Here is a 14,660-nt window from a genome sequence, read left to right on the forward strand (position 1 = left end):
TTTATCAATCTTTTGTCCGCACAAGGCTCAAAAGAGCAACGGCGAGCGCTTTACTTGATTTGACTTAGTTTAATGTCGTTGAGATTAAGGCTTGAGCACACTTTGGCTCTCTACTACCTGCGTTTGGCTATAGTCCTTAGGTCTAGAGTTCGACAAGGTCACACCACTTAAGGCTTCGGCGGTTAAGGTGTTATTACCGTTCAATAAATCATTCAAAGTTCCAGAGTCACCATTCACTAATCCTAACTCCCTGAGCATGGCATCGATAACAGGCGCATTGGCGCGATAGTTTAACGCTGCACTGGTCACTTGCTCTGCGATACCACCTTGATGGTGAGCACCTTCGCCACCCGCAGCAAATTGATGACCTGCACCATAACCTTGAAGAATCTTAATACCTTCGATGTTTTCTAACGGCTTAACGGCTTGGGCCACAATTTCAGGCAAGGCCTTCAAAATGGCGAGGGATTTTTGCAGGGCAATCTGCTCATCACTTAAAACGTTTTCTGCTTCGTAAAGCGCTTGTTTACCCGCAGCTTCAACGGCATACACTTTTTCATCCGCTTCGGCCTGCAGTTTTTTCGCATCGGCACTGGCGCGCGCTTCAATCAGAATCGCACTCGATCTGTCTTCAGCGGCACGTTTCTCAGCTTCGGCCTGCACTGTTACGCCGACTGCATCACGCTCAGCTTCCTTACGAGCATCAATCACTTCAATCTCTTTGCGGCGATTAGCTTCTGCCACTTGGCGCGCTGTGATTACCGCTTCTTCTTTTTCAACTTTCAGTTTTTCGGCTTCAGCTGCACGGGCACGAGCTGCTGATTCTTCTTCAGATTTGGCCGCAACCGCAATGCGTTTTTCCTGCTCAGAAACTTCGATATCCCTTTGCTGTTGAATGCGCGATTGCTCAATCGACTTATACTTTTCAATCTCACGGGTTTCGATATCTTTGGTCTTTTCGATTTCAGCGGTTTCGATGGCGCGCTCTTTGGCAATCTCGGCTTCGCGTTCTTCACGGGCCTTATTTTCTTTCTGCTTAATAATCTCCGCTTTTTGATCGGCGCGTTTAAATTCTAACGACTGTTGCTGGATCAGGCGCGCTTCTTCTTCCGACTTTTCAATCTCTAGGGATTCCTTTTCAGCTTCGAGGTTACGCTGCTCGATCTTAATGCGGTTTTCCTGCTGAATATCGTTGGTTTCCTTGCGCTTCTCTTCGATAATCTTCGCCAGACGCGCACGACCTTCGGCGTCAAATGCGTTGTTTTCATTAAAAAACTGCAAATCAGTTTGATCGAAACCCGTTAATGAAACCGATTCGAGTTCGAGACCGTTTTTCTCCAGATCGTTGGCGACGTTATTTTGCACCCGTTGCACAAAATCGGCACGCTGCTCATGCATTTCTGTCATGGTCATTTCGGCGGCCACGGCACGCAGCACGTCAACAAACTTAGACTCCATCAGCTTTTTAAGCTCTTCAACGCGGTTTGTACGCGTGCCTAAGGTTTGTGCTGCCATTGAAATACCATCGGAATGTGGGGCTACACGCAAGTAGAAATCGGCCTTCACATCGACACGCATTCTGTCCTTAGTGATCAGCGCATCTTTCTGGGTTTTTTCCACTTCGATACGCAAAGTGTTCATGTTTACCGAGATGGTTTCATGTAATACAGGCAACACAATAGCGCCGCCATCTTTAATGATTTTCTCACCACCAAAGCCGGTACGCACAAAGGCCATTTCTTTGGTTGCACGTTTATATAACTTGGCGAAAATTAACCCGATCACAATGAGGCCGAGTAGCACCATACCCGCAACGAGCAAAATAAAACTACCGGATGAACCTATGTTTGTTAACACATCCATTTGATTTCCTTTCAATTGATTTATGGCTTGGGAAGATTAATTATCAAAACGCGTAGCAGACCAGACGCGGCCTTCTCGCTTAAGCAGCACGACTTGAGTGCCTGAGGCAAACTCGATATCCGAAGTTTCGGGCTCGACTAAAACGTAATGTTTTTGTTGATGTTTATCGCGAACGACAGCTTCAGAGGGCATGCCTTTAATTGCGCAACCTAAGGTGATAGTGCCGACATAGCCGCTAAGATCATCTAGCGAGATCGCACTCGATTCATTTTTAGGCAAATGATCTGCAAGCACTCGACCAAAATAACGGCAAGAAAATGCACTGGCGACAATAGCAATGGGTAAAGTGAACAGTTGCGGCAGTAAAAAATCGGCAACACTAACACTGATAAAATTGACGATATAACCCGCAATCGCAAAACTGGTCAGCGCAAGCACAAACCAAATAAGTAATGGGAGTCTATTTAGACACAGCCAACCGGCAATGCCCGTGAGTCCACCCGCACCCACATCAGCATCATATTCCACATCAGCAGGTACCCATTGGTCTAACGCACTTAACATGCTTAAACCTATGAATAATGCGAAGACTTCAAACACACCAAGGGCCAGTACGCAGGCAAAAGCTATGGTGTAAGGTAAATTAGGCTGTTCAACTAAAAACGCCCACATAGTCATCTCCTTGAACAATACAGCATTCCATTTATTTCACTGTAATTATCGACTTAACCACAACAGAATAGCAAGGCAAGCACAATTTCCAAACTAAAAATTGTCCCTAAAACAGATTTTGACTATGCTCTGCTGCGCCAAAATCGCGTGGCCATCTTCGCTACGAGTACCCTATCGAAAACCACTTTAACACTACAACTCCCTTTTTAGCTTAGCCCGCGAGAGCTGCAAATAGCCGTAATCGCCATATATGGCGTGGATGCCATTTATTCAAGAGCAATAAATGGCCTTGCCTCAAGTGCGTTACTATAGCGTTAATATCAGCCCACTGAGTCCTGCATCTTCAGGTTGTTTGAGTATACTGTTGACGTCATTGTATGATCATCCTGTTATTGTTATTTATTCGCGCAGGATTTGATGCGCCAGAAGGGAAATTCCATGGACTCACCCAAGAGCAAAGTACCAACACCAAGTTACGATAAACTGACAGCACATTTTCAAAAAATTTCTCACTTTGAACATTTCAGCGCTCTAGGTGACTGGGATCAAGCAGCTATGATGCCTATGGGCGGTAATAGCGATCGCGGCGATGCAATGGCTGAACTGGCGCGACATATCCACACACTCAAAACCTCAACCGTCTTAGCCGAACACTTACACGGCGCGACGGACGAATCTCTCACAACGGAACAACAAGCCAACCTGCGGGAAATGCAGTACCAATATCAACAGGCAAATTTAGTGCCCGGCGATCTCGTGCAAGCCAAAACTAAAATGGCCTATCAATGTGAGAATGCGTGGCGTGAACAACGTAAAAATAATGACTGGCAAGGCTTTAAACCAAACCTTAAAGCCGTAATTGCACTTGCTAAGGAAGAAGCGCAGATCCGCGGCGAAGCCCAGAATATTTCCCCCTATGATGCCCTGCTCAATAAATTTGAGCCGGGAATGACCTCGGCAAAGCTAGAGCAAACCTTTGGCGGACTGAAAGATTGGCTACCGACACTTATCCAAGAAGTGCTGGCTAAACAGGCAAACGAGCCTAAGTTAACGCTAAATGGTCCCTTCGATGTTAGCGCGCAGCAAGCCCTTGGCCGAGACGTAATGGATTTTCTGGGGTTTGACTTTAACCACGGTAGGCTGGATATCAGCAGCCATCCATTCTGTGGCGGCGTGCCAAGCGATGTGCGGATAACGACTCGTTACAATGAGGCTGATTTCAGTAGTGCAATCATGGGCATAGTTCATGAAACAGGCCATGCCAGATATGAGCAAGGTTTACCTAAAGCGTGGCGTGGACAACCTGCGGGACTGGCGCGTTCTATGGGTATCCACGAGAGCCAGAGTCTATTCTGCGAAATGCAACTCGGGGCAAATCCGGCATTTTTACGCCAATTGCAGCCTAAAATTGCGCAACATCTTAATTGTCATTTTAGCGCCCAAGAATTAGCACAGCATTACACCCGCGTAGCGCCCGGACTTATCCGCGTCGATGCCGATGAAGTCACCTATCCTTGCCACATTTTACTGCGCTTTGAGGCAGAAAAAGCCTTTATCGACGGCAGCTTAACCGTAGAGGATTTGCCTGATTTTTGGTCGACGCAGATGCAACAACTACTGGGGATTAATACCGATGGCAACTACCGAGACGGTTGCATGCAGGATATCCATTGGGCCGTTGGTGAACTAGGGTATTTTCCCAGCTATACCTTAGGCGCCATGTATGCCGCCCAATGCCGTTTTGCGATGGAAAAAGCCTTAGGACCAATTGAAACCCTGATCGATGCAGGCAAGTTGAACTCTGTATTCCAATGGCTGAGTGAACACATTTGGTCTAAGGGATCTTTGCTCACAACCGATGAACTGATCCGCCAAGCAACGGGCGAAACCCTAAATGGTCAATATCTTGAGCGTCACCTGCGCCAACGATATCTGGGCATTTAACCGCTGCGAACGCTTAAAAGCGCTGAAAGCTCAGTTTATACAGGTTTTAAAGCGCTTTATATTGCCGCTGGAGCCTGCATTTTAACGCTGCTTGAGGTTATAATGCCGAGCTTATTTGAATCAGGACTCTTTCCACGGAGTTCCTTCAACAGAACTCTTGAAACAGGATAAATGTCGGCCATGTTACTGCGTGCAATCACCCCAGAGGATTGGGATGCCATTTTAGCGATCCAAGACGAGTGTTACTCACAACTGGATCCTGAGCCACTGCACGTACTGCAAAGTAAATGGCAGGTATCACCTCAGTCCTGTTTTGTGTTCGAAGTGGATAAATCGGTTGTCGGTTATTGCTTGGCTCACCCATGGACCGCCAATATGCCGCCCGCGCTATATCAGCCCATCACCCATTTACCCAAGGCTGATACCTTATACCTACACGATATTGCGATTTCGGCTAAAGCCCAAGGTTTAGGCGCTGGCGCTAAGGCGCTGACCCGCCTAACACTATTGGCGGATCGCTATAATCTCAATTCCTTATCCCTCGTAGCCGTACAAGGTGCCGACAGCTATTGGCTTAAAATGGGTTTTAAACCTAAGGCAATCGATAAATGTCTTGGCAGCTATACTGACGATGCTATGTATATGATTTATAAATTTAATCATAGAGATGAAAAATGAATCCAACCCTAACCACTATCGGTTTACTTTGCTTAAGTAATATTTTTATGACCTTTGCTTGGTACGGGCATTTGAAAACGCTAGGCTCAAAACCTTGGATTATTGCGGCCTTAGTGAGCTGGGGTATCGCCCTATTTGAATACTTGCTGCAAGTGCCTGCTAACCGTATCGGCTACACAGTAATGAATGTCGGCCAGTTAAAAATTTTACAAGAAGTCATCACCTTAAGTTTGTTTGTCCCCTTTGCCTATTTCTATATGAAAGAACCATTGAAGCTCGATTATCTGTGGGCAGGACTGTGCATCTTAGGTGCTGTGTATTTTATTTTTAGAAGTGAATTTAATTAATTTCAGACTTATTTCAGGAGAGCTCCCCCCCATGGCCCGTCAAGTCACTTATACCTTCAAAGGTAAGACGAAAACTATCGCCTTTAGCTACGACAAACACCATGATTTATATGAAGCTGTGGCCGAAGCCGAAGGCATAGATCTGACCAAATTTTTGGCTATGGAACAACAAGTCGCCATGACATCTCGTAAAGGTGCCAAGGCTGAAAAAGAATTCAGGAAAGTAGAGTTTGCCCGCTTTGGTTTTAGCAATATCCACTTTGTCAGAGATGAAGAACCTGAAGCCTAGGCTAATGTATTAATTGTTTTTTGTATTAGCTTTAAGCACTTCAATAACAGGACACTGTAATGCTCAATACCGAACATGCTAATTTCCCCCGCGCAGGATTCTTCCGCCGCCTAGGCGCTGCAATTTACGATTCGATGTTAGCCGTGGCCGTCTATATGGTTGCGGGCGCAATGGGCTTTGGGATTTTCTACGGCCTCACCGCTTCAGGACTGGCTGGCATGAATGGCTTTGAACATGTCTCAGATGCACTCAATGGCACGCCGGTTTATCAGGGAATTTATCAACTCTGGCTTGCCTTGTGTGTCGGCACTTTCTACGCATTATTCTGGAGTAAGGGCGGTCAAACCTTAGGGATGCGCGCTTGGCGGCTTAAAATTCAACATCCTAATGGCCAAAACTTAAGTCTAATCACTGCCTACGCTCGCATCATTTGGTCACTGCTCGGCATTGGCAATTTATGGATTTTAATCAATGATGATAAGCGCGCACTGCAGGATATGATGACTCGCTCAGAAGTTGTCGTGCTGTCTAAAGAAGCCAACCAAATGCGTAACTGGCATGGGGCATAAGTTTATTCTTAAGTAAATCCGAAATACAAAAAACGACGCAAAAGCGTCGTTTTTTATGGACTATTTTTATGGACTATTCTTAATTGACAAAATCCGGAGTAAGAAGTAATAAGCTGCGTATCATCGCCGGATAAAGTAGAAGGCAACGCCAGTAAACAACAAGCTTGGCGCAACAGCCCCCACATAAGCGGGTAGCTCATACACTATACTCATTGGGCCAAAAATCTCATTACTGATATAAAAGCTAAAACCTGCTACGACCCCAAGTAATACGCGCGCGCCCATAGTCACTGTCCGCAGCGGACCAAATACAAACGACAGTGCCACTAACATCATCACTGCGACCGTCACGGGCTGCATCACCTTGCGCCATAAAGCAAGCTCATAACGGCTGGGATCTTGACTGTTAGTTTTAAGGTAATCAAGATAACCGACCAGACCACGTATAGATAACGCCTCGGGTTTAATCGACACTACGCTGAGCTTATCTGGCGTTAAACTTGATTGCCATTGGTCTTCTTCAAGATACTCAAGCACGACTTTTTCATAGCTTAAATCGGTACGTTTAACGTCAAATAAACGCCAGCGATCTTGGGAAAAGACCGCTCGGTCTGCGTGAACTACATTGGTGAGCTTAAGTTCGCTATTGAATTTATAAAGCGTGATATTGCTGAGTTTATTGATGTTTTCAACTTCACCAATATTAACGAACAAATCACCATCCTTTGCCCAAATTCCACGATGGGACTTAATTAAACTCCCACCAGAGAGTTTAACAGCTTGCAACTCATTGGCTTTTTGCTCAGCAATCGGTGCGCCCCACTCTCCTAAAACCATCACCAATAACATCAAAGGCACAGCAGTTTTCATCGCCGACATAGTGATCTGCAAACGTGACATGCCAGAAGCTTGCATCACCACAAGTTCGGAATTCGATGCCAACATTCCCATACCAATCAAAGCGCCTAGCAAGACGGCCATAGGGAAAAACATTTCAATATCCCGTGGCACTAAAAATAAAACATAGATGCCAGCATCCATCATGCTGTAGGTGCCACGGCCAACTAAACGCAGCTGATCAACCCATTTGATGATGCCCGACAAACCAGTCAACACCAGCAAACAAAGCGCTGAAGTGCTTAACAATATTCTGGCGATATAAAGGTCTAATATCTTCATGCTGCCACCTTCTTATTGGCAAACAAGGACGATATACGACTGAAAATAGGCCTATCTTTGCCGAGCAAGAATAACCCCATCAAGAGCGCAGAAACATGGATCCACCACATACCTAAATACAGTGGAATAATCCCATCTTGCAATGCCTTACGTCCCGCGACCATTAGCCCAAAATAGCCAAGATATAAAAGTACTGCTGGGAACATCTTAGCAAACTTACCTTGGCGCACATTCACCCGCGCCAACGGCACAGCAATTAGTGTCATAATTGGAATCGCGAGCGGGATAGCAAGACGCCAGTGGAATTCAGCAGCGGCTTCAGCACCTTCAATTTTCACGAGTTCATCAACGGGCAATGCAGATAACTTACGGCGACGCTCATCAACTTGCTGCTCTTTAATTTGCATTTTATAACCACCAAATTCGATCATTTGGTAGTCCTTCGCCTTCGGGCTGCCTTGATAACGCACGCCGTCATTCAAGTTCAATTGTTGAGCACCTGAACTATCTTCCTGTACTCGTCCACCTTTAGCCACCACGACATTGGTCACGCCAGTTTCATCATCAGGATCTGGCAACTGGGCTACAAACACTTTATCTAACTCGTTATCTTTACCAATACGCTCAACAAATAATACCGCGCGACCATTGGGACTCGCCTGAAAACGCCCTTGGATTAAGGCGGCAAGACCCGCTTCAGACTGGGCTTTTTCGAGCACTTGGTTTTGCTGTTCTTCTGCCCAAGGAGCAACATAAAGGGATAAATAGCCAGTAAACAGCATATTGATCACGGCGAGGATCAGCGTTACGCGGGTGACATACCACTCACTGACCCCAACACCGTGGAGAATGACCATTTCATTTTCGGAATACATACGGCCGTGGGCCAGTAAAATACCCAAGAACAAACTTAACGGCAGCACTAAGATCACCAGATAAGGCAAGTTAAGCCCAATCAGAGTCATGATTAAAGAGGCGGGAAAATCGCCGTCGGAGGCATCGGCCAGTATACGCACGAAATGCTGGCTAATAAAAATAGTTAACAGCACTAAAAGTACCGCAATTTGTGCCTTTAAAACTTCTCGAATAAGGTATTTAAATACAATCACAGGCAGGATCCGGTCTCTAAACTTATCTTTTTGCTGGTAACAGACTAACTTTCATGTAAACTGTTTACTTTTGATAGTTTTCTGACCAGCTTCAGGGGTTCTAGGTAAACTTAACGTCACGAAATGCGTGACTCAAGCGCCGAGAATAAATCACCTTTGGAGTAATAACTTAGGCCCTTTTCGGGACAAGCAGACATTATCCAATAAATATAAAAATTTGTCTTTAAGAATCTAGGAGTGCTCATGGAGTTTAGCGTAAAGAGCGGTAGCCCCGAAAAACAACGCTCAGCCTGTATCGTGGTCGGTGTTTATGAACCCCGTCGTCTGTCGGGTATCGCGGAGCAATTAGATAAAATTAGCGAAGGTTATATCAGTAACCTACTGCGTCGCGGCGATCTGGAAGGTAAACCTGGCCAGATGTTATTGCTGCACCATGTTCCTAACGTATTGAGTGAACGTGTATTATTAGTGGGTTGTGGCAAAGAACGAGAACTAGACGAACGCCAATACAAACAAATCATCACTAAGACAATCAACACCCTTAACGAAACGGGTTCAATGGAAGCGGTTTGCTTCTTAACTGAACTGCACGTGAAAGGACGCGATACGTATTGGAAAGTACGTCAAGCGGTTGAAACCACTAATAGCAGTCTTTATAGCTTTGATGCCCTGAAGACCCGCAAAGGTGAAACTCGCCGTCCACTGCGTAAATTAGTGTTTAATGTCCCGACTCGCCGTGAATTAACTTTAGGTGAGCGCGCCATCGAGCATGGTATGGCAGTATCTGCTGGCATGCATTTATGTCGCGATGTAGCCAACATGCCACCGAACATCTGTAATCCAGCCTATTTAGCTTCTCAAGCTCGCCAAATGGCTGAAATACACGACACTCTGCATGTCACCACTATTGGTGAAGAGCAAATGGCCAAACTGGGCATGAACTCATACCTTGCAGTCGGTCGCGCCAGTGCCAATGAATCCATCATGACTGTGATGGAATACAAGGGCGCTGTCGATAGCACAGAAAAACCAATCGTATTAGTCGGTAAAGGGTTAACCTTCGACTCGGGTGGTATTTCATTGAAACCTGGCGAAGCCATGGACGAAATGAAGTACGACATGGGTGGCGCAGCAGGTGTTATCGGCACCATGAAAGCCATCTGTGATATGAAGTTACCTATCAACGTTGTGGGTATTCTGGCTGGCTGTGAAAACATGCCATCGGGTAATGCTTACCGTCCAGGTGACATTCTGACCACTATGTCAGGTCAAACCGTTGAAGTGTTAAATACCGATGCAGAAGGCCGTTTAGTCCTATGTGACGTATTAACCTATGTTGAGCGTTTCGATCCTGAATTGGTTATCGATACTGCAACCCTGACTGGTGCGTGTGTGATTGCCCTTGGTAAACACGCATCGGGTCTGTTCTCATCGCATAACCCTCTAGCACACGAGCTATTAAGTGCCGGTGAGCAAAGTGGTGACCGCGCATGGCGTATGCCATTGTGGGATGAGTATCAAGATATGCTCGACAGCCCATTTGCTGACATGACCAACTTAGGTGGCCGTCCTGCTGGAGCTATCACAGCAGCATGTTTCCTTTCGCGCTTTGCTAAAAAGTACAACTGGGCTCACTTAGACGTTGCGGGTACAGCTTGGAATAGCGGTGCTAACAAAGGTTCTACGGGTCGTCCAGTGCCACTATTGACTCAGTTCCTGATCAATCGTGCTGGTGTTGAACTCGGCGAATAACCGACTATCCGGCCTTAGTGTGTTAAAGGCTCGATAAATGAAAGGCGAAGATTTCATCTTCGCCTTTTTTATTTTCTTAATTTAATCAGAAAATCGATTTCCTGAATAAGAACTTGAATAAAAAACTGAACAACTAATGGTTTTAGAATAATTTTTCAAAGAGTTATAGCTCTACCCTCTTCATCTCCAACGGTTTGAAAGCATCCCATTAAGTCCAGCCAGACAGTGATAGATAAAACCTCACCGTAAGGTTTGCCCTAAGCATTAACCCATACTGACTTTTAGTGTAAACTGCTGCTCTCGTTCGCCACTAAAACAAGTGAAGCAAGGCATTGAAATCATGACTCAAGTGCTGTTTTATCTTATGCCGCCAGTGGCATCGCCTGCCAAAGCCAAGGCTGATTCACCTGTTGAAACCGCGAATGCGAACCCTGCACTTTGCGAGATGCATCTTCTGGCATGCCAACTGGCGCAACAGGCTTTTGTGAAGCAACAATGGGTCTATATCCATTGCCAAGATAAACAGCAAGCCCATGCAATTGATGAACTTTTATGGCAGTTTGAGCCAAGTGCCTTTGTACCTCATAACCTCAAAGGTGAAGGCCCGATGACGGGATCGCCGGTAGAAATTGGTTTTGATCGCCTCGGCGCCAACAAAAGTCGCCAAGTTCTGATTAATCTTGCAGACCAAGCGCCCCCATTTGCGGTAAACTTTGGCCACATTATCGATTTTGTTGCCAATGACGATCAGCATAAAGCGGTCGCTCGCGAACGTTATCGACAGTATCGCGGCTTAGGGGTCAATTTACAGACCCAAGACTTAGCAACACATCCACTTAATTAGTTTGAGACAGACACGTTCCCATGGAAAAAACATACGATCCGCAGTCCATCGAGCAAACGCTTTACCAAAACTGGGAAGAGCAAGGTTACTTCAAGCCACACGGCGATGAATCCAAAGGCAATTATTGCATCATGATCCCGCCACCTAACGTGACGGGCAGCTTGCACATGGGCCACGCCTTCCAAGACACCATTATGGATACCTTGACCCGTTACCAACGGATGAAAGGCAAAAATACCCTATGGCAAGTCGGTACTGACCATGCGGGTATCGCCACCCAAATGTTGGTTGAGCGTAAGCTTGAAGCCGAAGAAGGCAAAAATCGCCATGACCTAGGTCGCGATGCCTTTATGGATAAAGTGTGGGAATGGAAAGCGCAATCGGGCGGCACTATCACTAAGCAGCTACGTCGTATGGGCGCTTCTGTTGATTGGGACCGCGAGCGTTTCACTATGGACGAAGGCTTGTCCAAGGCCGTGCAAGAAGTGTTTGTACGTCTGTACGAAGACGAGTTGATTTATCGCGGTAAGCGTTTGGTCAACTGGGATCCAAAGCTGCACACGGCTATCTCTGATTTAGAAGTGGAAAGCAAAGAAAAACAGGGCCATATGTGGCACCTGCGTTATCCACTGGCCGACGGTGAACTGACAGCCGATGGTAAAGACTATTTAGAAGTCGCTACCACGCGCCCAGAAACCATGCTCGGCGACAGTGCGGTTGCAGTGCATCCCGATGATGAACGCTATCAAGCCCTGGTCGGTAAGTTTATTCTGTTGCCGATTGTTAACCGCCGCATTCCTATCGTGGCCGACGATTACGTCGACATGGCCTTTGGTACAGGTTGCGTGAAGATCACCCCAGCCCATGACTTTAACGACTATGAAGTCGGTAAACGTCACAACCTACCCATGTTCAACGTGCTGACCTTAGATGCCGCCATTCGCGTGAGCGCCGAAGTGGTGAACTCTGACGGTACCTTTAACAAAACGCTCGATGGCAGCCTGCCTGAACGCTTTGCCGGACTTGATCGTTTTAAAGCCCGCGATGCTATCGTCGCTGAATTTGACACTTTAGGGCTGCTCGAAAAAATCGCGCCTCACGCCTTGAAAGTGCCTTACGGTGATCGCTCCGGTGTGGTTATCGAGCCGATGCTGACCGACCAATGGTATGTAGCTGTTGCGCCAATGGCGAAAACCGCTATCGAAGCCGTTGAAAATGGCAGCATTAAATTTGTGCCGCAGCAATACGAGAACATGTACTTCTCGTGGATGCGCGACATTCAAGACTGGTGTATTTCACGTCAATTGTGGTGGGGTCACCGCATCCCAGCTTGGTACGACGAAAACGGCAAAGTCTATGTCGGCCGCAACGAAACCGAGGTACGTGCTAAGCACAATATTGCCGACTCAATGACATTACGCCAAGACGAAGACGTACTGGACACTTGGTTCAGCTCAGCCCTGTGGACTTTCTCTACACTCGGCTGGCCTGACAATTTAGAAGATTTAAAAACCTTCCACCCAACCGACGTGTTGGTGACAGGTTTTGACATCATCTTCTTCTGGGTTGCCCGTATGATCATGATGACCATGCACTTCATCAAAGATGAAGACGGTAAACCACAAGTCCCGTTCAAAACCGTCTACGTAACCGGTCTTATCCGCGATGAAGCGGGTAACAAGATGTCAAAATCTAAGGGCAACGTACTCGATCCATTAGACATGATCGACGGTATCGGACTTGAAGATTTAGTTGAAAAACGTACCGGCAACATGATGCAGCCACAACTGGCCGCCAAGATTGAAAAGAGCACTCGCAAAGAGTTTGCTGACGGTATAGAAGCCCACGGCACTGATGCACTGCGCTTTACGCTTGCGGCAATGGCATCAACGGGTCGTGACATCAACTGGGATATGAAGCGCTTAGACGGTTACCGTAGCTTCTGTAACAAGTTGTGGAACGCCTCACGCTACGTGCTGATGAACACAGAAGATCAAGATTGTGGCCCAGGCTCACCAGAGCACAAAGGCGGCGAGATGGAACTGTCGTTGGCCGATCGCTGGATTATCGGCTTGTTCAATCAAACCGTTAAGACCTTTGACGATCACATGACAGCCTACCGTTTCGACTTAGCAGCCAATACCCTGTATGAGTTCACTTGGAACCAGTTCTGTGACTGGTACTTAGAATTAACTAAACCAGTATTGCAAAACGGCAGCGAAGCGCAAATGCGCGGCACCCGTCACACCTTAGTGACAGTGCTCGAAGCGATGCAACGCCTGATGCACCCTATGATGCCGTATATCACTGAAACCATTTGGCAGCGCGTTAAACCATTAGCTGGTGTCGCTGGTGATACCATTATGCTTGCGCCGTTCCCAACATTTGATGCCGCTAAAGTCGATAGCGCAGCAATGGCCGATTTAGAATGGGTTAAGCAAGTGATCGTCGCGGTGCGTAACATTCGCGCCGAACTGAACATTGCTCCATCTAAACCGCTAAATGCCCTACTTCGTGGTGTTAGCGCGCAGGACAAAGCCCGTGTTGAAGCCAACCAAACCTTCTTCACTACCCTTGCTCGCCTAGAAAGCATGACCATTTTAGCCGATGGCGAAACTGCGCCTATGTCGACCACAGGTTTGATTGGCGAAATGGAGCTGCTGATCCCTATGGCAGGCTTAATCGATGTCGCCGCCGAAATGGCCCGTATCGACAAACAGCTTGAAAAGATCGGCCAAGAGATCGCTCGCATCGAAGGCAAATTGTCGAACCAAGGCTTCGTGGCCAAAGCCCCTGCCGACGTTATCGACAAAGAGCGCGCTAAGATGGCCGATCTCAAGCGTGATATGGACAAGCTCAACGAGCAAAAATCTGAGTTTGCTAAGTTAGAAGCTTAAGCTTCTCATTTACTCTGATTCACTTGTTATGATTGGTTCTAACTGAATGAAGGGCAGCCACTTGGCTGCCCTTCTTGTATCTATATCACTGCAATCTATGAGCAATTATGAGCCTTAATCTACGCTCTTGGGCCAAATGCCGCATTGAACCCGAGTCAATTCTAAACACTGCCATTTAACCTACGGCACAGTATTGAAACCACCTCACCATTCATCCTCATCATTCCCCGTGATCTATCGCTCATGAGCTCACACGTAGCCCATCACTGCCGACATAAGTAAACACCACACATGTAGACTAAAGAACAGCTAATACCTCCAGAGGCAGCACTGAGAGACTGACATTGAGTGCAGACATGAATATCCAATGTCGTCATAGACTCTCAACACAGGCAAAAGCAGATTCTTCAGTGAGTTGAACCTAAGAAAGAGAAGTGTTTAAAACGAAATGGCTAAAGATAGCGACACCGAAGATAGCTAAGGTAAGGCAAAAGATGGTGATGCAAAGTTAAGGTTA

12 protein-coding genes are annotated in these 14,660 nt (G+C 46.7%); 8 read left to right on the plus strand and 4 right to left on the minus strand.

Annotated features, from left to right (window positions below; all coding sequences use genetic code 11):
* Positions 1 to 84 precede the first annotated feature (84 nt).
* Entirely contained in the window at positions 85 to 1,863 is a 1,779-nt protein-coding gene (locus KO533_RS10700; protein WP_173243524.1) for a flotillin family protein, read from the minus strand.
* A 36-nt stretch (positions 1,864 to 1,899) separates the two neighbouring features.
* Complete coding sequence (locus KO533_RS10705) at positions 1,900 to 2,535, minus strand: YqiJ family protein (RefSeq protein ID WP_173243521.1); 636 nt, start codon at positions 2,533 to 2,535, stop codon at positions 1,900 to 1,902.
* Positions 2,536 to 2,973: 438 nt separating this feature from the next.
* On the opposite strand from KO533_RS10705, the gene KO533_RS10710 reads away from it, so the two are divergent.
* From KO533_RS10710 to KO533_RS10730, 5 genes are all read left to right on the plus strand, one after another.
* Positions 2,974 to 4,479: a carboxypeptidase M32 gene (locus tag KO533_RS10710; protein ID WP_219254083.1), complete on the plus strand. Its 1,506-nt coding sequence runs from the start codon at positions 2,974 to 2,976 to the stop codon at positions 4,477 to 4,479.
* Positions 4,480 to 4,659: 180 nt separating this feature from the next.
* Positions 4,660 to 5,157, plus strand: coding sequence for a GNAT family N-acetyltransferase (locus KO533_RS10715; RefSeq protein ID WP_113939489.1), 498 nt, complete (start codon positions 4,660 to 4,662; stop codon positions 5,155 to 5,157).
* Positions 5,154 to 5,504: a DMT family protein gene (locus KO533_RS10720; protein ID WP_006082592.1), complete on the plus strand. Its 351-nt coding sequence runs from the start codon at positions 5,154 to 5,156 to the stop codon at positions 5,502 to 5,504. Before KO533_RS10715 ends, KO533_RS10720 begins: the two co-directional genes overlap by 4 nt.
* A 31-nt stretch (positions 5,505 to 5,535) precedes the next feature.
* Complete coding sequence (locus KO533_RS10725) at positions 5,536 to 5,793, plus strand: DUF2960 domain-containing protein (protein ID WP_006082593.1); 258 nt, start codon at positions 5,536 to 5,538, stop codon at positions 5,791 to 5,793.
* A gap of 59 nt (positions 5,794 to 5,852) precedes the next feature.
* Complete coding sequence (locus KO533_RS10730) at positions 5,853 to 6,362, plus strand: RDD family protein (RefSeq protein ID WP_131523600.1); 510 nt, start codon at positions 5,853 to 5,855, stop codon at positions 6,360 to 6,362.
* 120 nt (positions 6,363 to 6,482) lie between these two features.
* Here KO533_RS10730 and lptG read toward each other — a convergent pair whose 3' ends face one another.
* Together lptG and lptF are read right to left on the minus strand one after the other, a co-directional pair.
* Positions 6,483 to 7,541 (minus strand): LPS export ABC transporter permease LptG, encoded by a 1,059-nt coding sequence (lptG, locus tag KO533_RS10735; RefSeq protein WP_105251819.1) that lies wholly within the window; start codon positions 7,539 to 7,541, stop codon positions 6,483 to 6,485.
* Positions 7,538 to 8,650 (minus strand): LPS export ABC transporter permease LptF, encoded by a 1,113-nt coding sequence (gene lptF, locus KO533_RS10740; protein WP_113939369.1) that lies wholly within the window; start codon positions 8,648 to 8,650, stop codon positions 7,538 to 7,540. The genes lptG and lptF overlap by 4 nt, the downstream gene beginning before the upstream one ends.
* A 243-nt stretch (positions 8,651 to 8,893) precedes the next feature.
* On the opposite strand from lptF, the gene pepA reads away from it, so the two are divergent.
* The 3 genes from pepA to KO533_RS10755 all read left to right on the plus strand — a co-directional run bounded on the left by pepA (position 8,894) and on the right by KO533_RS10755 (position 14,143).
* The gene (gene pepA / locus KO533_RS10745; protein ID WP_006082597.1) at positions 8,894 to 10,402 is read left to right on the plus strand and encodes a leucyl aminopeptidase; all 1,509 of its coding nucleotides are present in this window, start codon (positions 8,894 to 8,896) and stop codon (positions 10,400 to 10,402) included.
* A gap of 340 nt (positions 10,403 to 10,742) precedes the next feature.
* Positions 10,743 to 11,246 (plus strand): DNA polymerase III subunit chi, encoded by a 504-nt coding sequence (locus KO533_RS10750; RefSeq protein WP_131523599.1) that lies wholly within the window; start codon positions 10,743 to 10,745, stop codon positions 11,244 to 11,246.
* Between the two features lie 20 nt (positions 11,247 to 11,266).
* A complete protein-coding gene (locus KO533_RS10755; RefSeq protein ID WP_219254085.1) occupies positions 11,267 to 14,143 on the plus strand; it encodes a valine--tRNA ligase in 2,877 nt (958 codons plus the stop codon).
* Positions 14,144 to 14,660: the final 517 nt, after the last annotated feature.

This window comes from Shewanella sp. NKUCC05_KAH, from assembly GCF_019345585.1.
GTDB lineage: Bacteria > Pseudomonadota > Gammaproteobacteria > Enterobacterales > Shewanellaceae > Shewanella > Shewanella oncorhynchi.